Source organism: Bacillus sp. JJ1609, assembly GCF_036967045.1.
In the GTDB taxonomy this organism is placed as follows: Bacteria; Bacillota; Bacilli; order Bacillales; family Cytobacillaceae; genus Mesobacillus.
The window spans coordinates 70,343-76,888 of record NZ_JBALSS010000028.1 but is presented as its reverse complement, the minus strand read 5'-3'; the positions used below and the strand labels follow the sequence as shown (position 1 = coordinate 76,888).

Annotated in this window: 7 protein-coding genes; 6 read left to right on the top strand and 1 reads right to left on the bottom strand. The window is 42.9% G+C overall.

Annotation, left to right across the window (positions count from 1 at the left end; all coding sequences use genetic code 11):
• Positions 1-144: 144 nt before the first annotated feature.
• The 6 genes from V7654_RS19940 (at position 145) to V7654_RS19915 (ending at position 5,280) form a co-directional block, all read left to right on the top strand.
• The gene (locus V7654_RS19940; protein ID WP_335432558.1) at positions 145-786 is read left to right on the top strand and encodes a pyroglutamyl-peptidase I; all 642 of its coding nucleotides are present in this window, start codon (positions 145-147) and stop codon (positions 784-786) included.
• A 1-nt stretch (position 787) separates the two neighbouring features.
• Entirely contained in the window at positions 788-1,504 is a 717-nt protein-coding gene (pxpB, locus tag V7654_RS19935) for a 5-oxoprolinase subunit PxpB (RefSeq protein ID WP_335432557.1), read from the top strand.
• A 5-nt stretch (positions 1,505-1,509) separates the two neighbouring features.
• Entirely contained in the window at positions 1,510-2,277 is a 768-nt protein-coding gene (locus V7654_RS19930; protein ID WP_335432556.1) for a 5-oxoprolinase subunit PxpA, read from the top strand.
• The gene (locus V7654_RS19925; protein ID WP_335432554.1) at positions 2,274-3,224 is read left to right on the top strand and encodes a biotin-dependent carboxyltransferase family protein; all 951 of its coding nucleotides are present in this window, start codon (positions 2,274-2,276) and stop codon (positions 3,222-3,224) included. The genes V7654_RS19930 and V7654_RS19925 overlap by 4 nt, the downstream gene beginning before the upstream one ends.
• A gap of 137 nt (positions 3,225-3,361) precedes the next feature.
• Complete coding sequence (locus V7654_RS19920; protein WP_335432553.1) at positions 3,362-3,877, top strand: CBO0543 family protein; 516 nt, start codon at positions 3,362-3,364, stop codon at positions 3,875-3,877.
• A 224-nt stretch (positions 3,878-4,101) separates the two neighbouring features.
• Positions 4,102-5,280, top strand: a complete 1,179-nt coding sequence (locus tag V7654_RS19915) for a YecA family protein (RefSeq protein WP_335432552.1) — start codon at positions 4,102-4,104, stop codon at positions 5,278-5,280.
• A 41-nt stretch (positions 5,281-5,321) separates the two neighbouring features.
• Here V7654_RS19915 and V7654_RS19910 read toward each other — a convergent pair whose 3' ends face one another.
• Complete coding sequence (locus V7654_RS19910) at positions 5,322-6,539, bottom strand: MFS transporter (protein WP_335432551.1); 1,218 nt, start codon at positions 6,537-6,539, stop codon at positions 5,322-5,324.
• Between the last annotated feature and the right edge of the window lie 7 nt (positions 6,540-6,546).

Sequence of the window (6,546 nt, the reverse complement as noted above, 5' to 3'; positions counted from 1 at the left end):
GCTGTTGATTTTCGTTCCAGGCGCTTCGCTTTCCGCGGGTCTGGCGCTGAGCCCGCAGGAGTCTTCGCGCCTTCCACTACAATCAACAGGTTTTAAAAAACAACATTGGGCTTTAACAGAGCCAAAATGAAAAGAGGTTTTAATATGAAAATCCTAATCTCTGGCTTCGAGCCATTCGGAAAAATGAGCATTAATCCTACTGAAGAGCTGCTTAAGGAAGCAGAAAAGTTTGCAATTGAGGATGTGGAGATTACAACGATTTTGCTGCCGGTTAATTATGATGAATGTGCGGAAAAATTAATTGCGAAAATGGATGAGATCCAACCCAATTTCGTGATCTCCTGCGGGCTTGCTGCTGGGAGGACTGCGATCACTCCTGAGCGGATTGGCATCAATGTGAAAGATACGGGTTCTGGTGACCCGTATCCGGACAATAGAGGGAATGTTCCTGTCGATGAAATGATTGACAAGGATGGGCCAGATGGATTGTTTTCAACACTTCCAATTAGACACATAGAAAAGAATCTAAAGGCAGAGCAAATACCTGCCGCAATATCGAACACTGCTGGCACATTCATTTGCAATAACACGCTATATGCCGTTTTGAATCATATCCGAAAAAATAATCTAGCTATTAAAGCCGGCTTTATCCACTTTCCAGCTTCAACAGAAATGTCATCCCGCAATCCTTCACTGCCATCCCTGCCGCAAGAGTTGATGGCAAGGGCATTGAATGTGATTGTAGATACATGTGCCAGGGAAGAAGTTTTAAAAAGGAACAAGTAAAATGACATTTAAAATCATACCGTTAGGGGATCTGGCTGTTCGCATTTCATTTGGGGATTCAATCGAAGAGGAAACGAATGGCCGGATTCGTCAATTTATTTTAAAGCTGGAAAAAGAAAGAGTCCCTGGCGTCATTGAATGGGTGCCTGCGTACACCTCAGTAACCGTTTATTACGAGCCTGAACAAATCAGCTATGAAGCCTTAAAGCGAAAACTGGAGAAGGTCAATCTGTCCCTCAGAGAAACTCAGCTAGCCAGCCCTGTTGTGTACGAGATTCCAGCCTGTTATGGAGGGGAATTCGGTCTGGATTTACCATTTGTGGCGGAATATCATGGTCTAAGCGAACAGGAAGTGATCAACCTCCATGCTGGCCGAGAATATTTGATCTACATGATGGGATTTATGCCGGGCTTTCCTTATCTCGGAGGCATGCCGGATGAAATTGCGGTGCCGAGGCTTGAACAGCCCCGATTCAGCGTATTCCCTGGTTCTATTGGGATTGGAGGCAGCCAGACTGGCATTTACCCTGCAGATGCACCTTCAGGTTGGAGGATTATCGGGGCCACACCTATTCGGTTATATGATCCGGAAAAGAATGAGCCGTTCCTTTTGAGTGCAGGCAATTACATAAAATTTGTGCCAATCAATCAGGAAGAATTTTTCACAATAAAAGAAATGAGAATATCCTATCAGCTTAAGACTTACGCAAAGGAGTGAATATGATGCTGTCAGTGGATTTGAATTGTGATTTGGGCGAGAGCTATGGGCTATTCAAGATTGGCAATGATGAGGAAATTCTCAAACACATTACTTCTGCAAACATCGCTTGTGGATATCATGCTGGGGACCATAATGTGATGATGGAAACGGTGAAAATGGCGAAAACACACGGAGTGAAAATAGGTGCACACCCTGGTTTTCCTGACCTTCAAGGTTTTGGCAGGAGGGAAATGCTTTTGACCCAGCAGGAGATTTACAATCTTGTTGTCTATCAGATCGGGCCCCTTGAAGCAGCCGCAAGAGTATGCGGCACAAAAGTCTTTCATGTGAAGCCTCATGGCGCTTTATATAATATAGCTGCGAGGGATAAGCATGTCGCCGATGCTATCGCCCAGGCAGTGTTGGATGTTAATCCTGAGTTAGTTTTATTTGGCCTGGCAGGAAGCTTGCTGGTCAGGACTGGGGAAGAAAAGGGCCTGAGGGTTGCACATGAAGTGTTCGCAGACAGAAATTATCAGTCTGATGGCACCTTAACGCAGAGATCACATTCTAATGCGATAATCCATGATTCGGATCATGCAATCGAAAGAGTAATCCATATGGTCAAGCAAGGGAAGGTCAGGGCAGTTGACGGAAGTGATATAAAACTGAAGGCAGATACCATTTGTGTCCATGGTGATGAACCCCAGACGCTCGAGTTCGTGGTGAAATTAAAGCAGGCGTTATTGGATGAGGGAATTACTGTCGGCAAAAGCTGGGATGCAAAATGACGGCTCCTCTTTTTAAAGTTCTGAAGCCGGGCCTTCAAACATCTGTACAGGATCTGGGGAGAACCGGATTTCAGCAATACGGCATGAGTCCATCCGGGGCGATGGATACCTATTCCATGCAGATGGCCAATCTCCTGACAGGGAATCCACTTGGTGAGGCTGTACTCGAGGCGGTAATGCTTGGTCCAAGCCTTGAAGTCTTAACCAATGTTTCGATCGCCAATTGCGGTGGGAATTTAGAGCCAAAGGTGAATGGACAGGAAGTGCCAATGTGGAAAAGCTTTATTTTAAAGGAAGGTGACATTCTTTCTTTTGGAAAGGTGAAAAGCGGCAGTAGGGCATATATTAGCTTTGCTGGCGGCATAGACGTTCCCCTTGTTTTAGGAAGCAAGTCAACTTTCCTTAATGGCAGCCTTGGCGGATTGAACGGGCGGACTTTGGAAGCAGGGGATATTGTTCATGGAAAACCAGCTGTTTGTAAAAATAGATTTCTGCATCGTAATTTCATTCCGGAATATAAGAAGCAAATAACGATTCGTGTAATCCTAGGTCCTCACTATGAAAAATTCTCTCAGTCAACGATCGAGTTGTTTTTATCTAATGAATATACGGTTTCCTCCAAATCGAATAGGATGGGCTATCGCCTTGAGGGTCCGAAGCTTGAGCATATAGGCGGGGCAGATATTATTTCTGACGCAGTCCCTCCTGGCGGTATTCAGGTTCCAGCAAGCGGCGAGCCGATTATTCTGATGGCCGAACGCCAAACAACTGGAGGCTACCCACGGATCGGTACGGTCATTTCGGTCGATCTTCCGGCACTTGCACAGGCGCTGCCCGGAACACTAATAGACTTCAAGGAAGTATCTATTGAAGAGGCACATATGTTGTATTTGCGCAGGAAGAAAGTTTTTAAAAATTTATCTATAATAGCTGGAAGTCAGAGCTGAATGTACAAAAATTAACTATTCTCGAAAGCCTGGATCCCCGTAGGATTCAGGTTTTTTTTGTAATAACTCCTGCGGTATAAAACCGTCCTCACTGGTAATAACTGATAAAATCAGTGCTTTACGGGGGAGATTGGTACATGTATTTATTATTGGTCATGGCAGTCTGGATTTTGTTTGCCTATAAATTCGTTGATTGGTCACAGTGGAAAAAGCAGTATTCTACCATTTTATTTTTTATGGTCATTAACCTGCTGTACAATACGATTTACTATAATCATACTTTATGGGCTTTTCGCGGAATTACAGCTGATTGGCTTAACCACTCGATTATTAACCTTGCTTTTACCTTCTTTATTTGCCCGGTAGGATTACTCATCTATCTTCAGCGTTTTCCCTCATCAAACCGGAATCAACTGTTATATGTAACAATATGGGCAGCCTTTTATACGATTATTGAGGCTTTGTTCGCGCACAGGGGCATGTATGTTTACGATCACGGCTGGAACAGCTGGCATAATATCTGGCTGAATTTAATTTTATTTGTTGTGCTGAGGATCCATTATAAAAACCCGAGTACAGCTTGGTTGATTTCCATCCCTCTTGCCGTCATTTTTTATTTCATATTTCCCGTTCCGCTGGAAAGCCTGAAGTAAAAGAGGTGGCACATTCATGTTAATCCAAAATGCACTTTCAGCACCTGTATTTTTAGCATTACTGTTTTTAACCTACATAGCCATGTGGATTTATATCAGCAGGCATAATGTAAACCGTGACCGCAATAAAGAATAGAATGATCGGGCAGGCTCGCAAATGTGCCTGCTTTTTTCTTTCTGGTAGAATGTTTTAAGAATACATAAAACAAAAGAGGAGGGTTCAAATGAATTTTCTTGAAAAAATAGAACCTCACTTATTATCAGATGATTTGCTTGTCCAGGAATTTGTTATGCATGCCTTAATGGAATATCCTAATATACCTGAGGATTGGACTGTTAGGCTGCTTAAAGAAGCTATTGCTAAAAAGGAAAAAGAGATCACAATTTTGGCCAATATCGATCGATTCCCATTTAACAGTGAAGCTATTGAGGTGCTGTTGAAAGGCGCAGAGGAAGCCGATCCTGATGATCAATTTTTATATGCCAGGCTGATTCGGAACATTCTTTCTGATCTCAAACTGAAGCATCGAACTCAACTGGAGAATTTTTTGCCAGAGAAGGAATTCGAGTACATTCAATTTTTAATGGATGGGGAAGAAGAACAAGTTTGGGAAGAGTATGGTTCCGTTCTTGCTGCTCTCGAAACAGACGAATCTTTTAATCAAGATTTATACAGCAAGGCAAAAGAAATTGCAGGGATTATGGTGAAGCGTGGTTTTATCGAAGAGCATGAAATTAAATATACCTTCAATGAACAAGAGGATAAAAAGTTTTTTCAGTTTAATGGCATTTTAGCTGTGTACATGGCAGGACTTATGAATCAGGAGCAGTATATCCCATACTTTGCGGGTCTCTTGGACCGTGATGATGATCTGTTGCTGGAAGAAATATCAGATACACTATCACTGTTTCAATCAGATGCAGTTGTCGAACATGTGGCATCTATGATTAACAATGATTCCATGTCCATCTATCCGATTTCCATACTTGGGAATACTAAAACGGCGAGTTCAATTGAAAAATTGAAAAGTTTATATTCATTAATTGATGATGAAGAAAATAAAGTATCGATCGTTGAAGCCCTATGCCATCAGCTGACAGAAGAAGGTCTTCCGGTCGTAGAGGATGCTGTAAAGGCTGGATACTACTCATCGATCCTTGAGAGTGAAAGAATCCTTTATGGATTCTATAAGGTTATGGGCATCGACCATCTTAAGCTTGGTGAGTGGAAAAGGCTTGCGATTCAGCGTGATGAGGATTACCTGAACCGGAAAAAGGAATTGGAAGCACAGGAATTTCCTTTGATGCAGACACAGCCGGTAAAGGCGGAGCCGAAAGTAGGCCGCAATGACCCCTGCCCATGTGGAAGCGGCAAAAAGTATAAGAAGTGCTGTGGAAAATAAACCATGAAAAAACACGATGAATCCATTCATCGTGTTTTTCTTTATATCCCAATATCCCCGCTAATCTCACGGGAAGATTCCACATATTTCACGGCAGGCTTGCCTTTTACAAAAATTAAAGTATAGGCAATCAGCAGTCCTAGAAGAAACACGACTGAAAAGCCATAAAGAAAATGGTAGCTTGTATAGGAAGCCAAGATGCCAAGTCCTGTCGAGCCAAGGGCCATGCCGAGATCCATGGAAGAAAAATACATCGCATTTGCTGTTCCTTGTTTTTCCTTTGGAACGAAACTGACTGCCAATGCCTGAAGTGTAGGAGTGACAGTACCATACGCGACTCCATAAAACCCAGCTGCAATCAGTAATGTTAAGGTGTTTTGAGTGAATGCCAAAAGCGACAGTCCGACAATACCTGCAATCGTCGCAGGGTAGATGATCACCTTATGGCCGTACTTATCAAACATTCTTCCGGATACAGGTCTGACCAGAATCATCATAATGGTTAAAACGAGGAAGAATAGTGAGATGGATGCGACAATATTCGCCTCTTTCCCCAGTTCTCTTAAAAAGCTGATGACTCCGCCAAGGGTAATGGAGAAAAATGCCGTTAAGATAGCTGGTGTAAAAGCTTTTCGGTCAAAGGCATGTTCCTTAAAGCTCACTTTTTGAACAGCCTTCTTAGCTGGAACTGGCTTTTCAGGGCCTTTTACAAAAAGATTCAGTACTAGAGTGATGATAGTTAAAACGATCGACAGGATGATCAATGTATTAAAGGAGAAAATCTGAAGGAGGGCTAACGCCAGCATGGGTCCAAGGCTGGTTCCGACACTTGTTGCGAGACCGTAATAGCCAATACCTTCGCCTAATCGATGAGTTGGGATTATATTCGTTGCCATCGTCGAAAAAATAGTAGTGATGACTCCAAAGCCGATTCCATGGAATATCCTTAGCAATAACAACAATCCAACAGATTCCTGCCCGAAACTCAAACCAACTGAAATGGCGATAAAGCCCAATGAGAGCAGGCTCAACTTTTTGTTGTCCATTTTCTGCATGAGAGAACTTACAAAAGGGCGTGTAGCAATGGCTGCAGCCATGAAAACAGTCGTCATCAAGCCGCCTTGTGCCGGGTTATTTTTTATGTCGGTGATGAATGCAGGAAAGCCTGCTGTCAGCAGCTGCAAACAAAGAAAAAATAAAAAAGCCATTAGAACAATGGCTGTAAACTGTGCAGTCCATAACTTAGATGTCTGGTTCATGAATTAG

Coding starts and splice junctions, on each gene's coding strand:
- V7654_RS19940 (WP_335432558.1), top strand. CDS start 145: ATGAAAATCCTAATCTCTGGCTTCGAGCCATTCGGAAAAATGAGCATT.
- pxpB (WP_335432557.1), top strand. CDS start 788: ATGACATTTAAAATCATACCGTTAGGGGATCTGGCTGTTCGCATTTCA.
- V7654_RS19930 (WP_335432556.1), top strand. CDS start 1,510: ATGCTGTCAGTGGATTTGAATTGTGATTTGGGCGAGAGCTATGGGCTA.
- V7654_RS19925 (WP_335432554.1), top strand. CDS start 2,274: ATGACGGCTCCTCTTTTTAAAGTTCTGAAGCCGGGCCTTCAAACATCT.
- V7654_RS19920 (WP_335432553.1), top strand. CDS start 3,362: ATGTATTTATTATTGGTCATGGCAGTCTGGATTTTGTTTGCCTATAAA.
- V7654_RS19915 (WP_335432552.1), top strand. CDS start 4,102: ATGAATTTTCTTGAAAAAATAGAACCTCACTTATTATCAGATGATTTG.
- V7654_RS19910 (WP_335432551.1), bottom strand. CDS start 6,539: ATGAACCAGACATCTAAGTTATGGACTGCACAGTTTACAGCCATTGTT.